The 753-nt window shown below is 61.1% G+C and carries 1 protein-coding gene; it reads left to right on the top strand.

Going from position 1 to position 753, the window contains the following annotated elements:
- Positions 1-314: 314 nt before the first annotated feature.
- Positions 315-623 (top strand): transposase, encoded by a 309-nt coding sequence (locus ACYVKQ_RS11440; RefSeq protein ID WP_460675467.1) that lies wholly within the window; start codon positions 315-317, stop codon positions 621-623.
- Positions 624-753: the final 130 nt, after the last annotated feature.

Below are 753 nucleotides of genomic sequence, written 5' to 3'. Positions count from 1 at the left end.
TTTGAAGCCGACCTCGCCAATCGCCTACCTTAGCGCCGTGTCCGCCACGACTAGACCACCCCATCTAATGAACGGAGGCTAAATGGAGCACGGTGGTTCAAACGGTTTTTGAGCAGATGCATACACCATCTTAAGATTTGGTAATCATGCCCCACTAATTATGCTGTGTCTAAAAGTGCAGGTGTGTAAATTCAGGCATGGCAGCACGGTACGAGTTGACGGATGCGCAGTGGGTGGTGGTGGAAGCCGAGCTGCCGCCGCGCACGGGCCGGCCACGACGCGACGACCGGCCGTTGTGGAACGCCTTGTAGTAGATCCTGTGCACGGGGGCGGCGTGGCGAGCCTTACCGGCGCGCTACGGCCCGTGGCAAACGGCCTACGAACGATTCCGCCGTTGGTCCGCGGACGGCACGTTCGAGCGGGTGCTGGCGGCCTTGCGCCTGCGCTTAGACCAGCACGGCTTGCTCGACCTGGACACGTGGCTGGTAGACTCGACCCCAGTGCGCACCACGAAAAGCGCAGCGGGCGGCACGAAAAAAAAGCCCAGTGCCTCGGTAAACCCGATAGAACGATCCGTTCGTCGCAATTTTCTTTGTGAACTGGAACTGGCGGGCAAGCGCTGAGGTTGAGGCCTCTGCGGCGGCGGGGCCCATGTGGGGCGGTGACGCGTGGCCACAAAAACCGCGCCGAGGCTTGCTCAGTCGAAATCGGCCTGCTACTTTTGCACTCCCGATCAGACGGAAAGGGGGCCAG

The sequence above is a fragment of the Hymenobacter coalescens genome, assembly GCF_054783195.1.
Note: the sequence above shows the minus strand (reverse complement) of the source record. Positions and strands in the feature narration are given on the sequence as shown.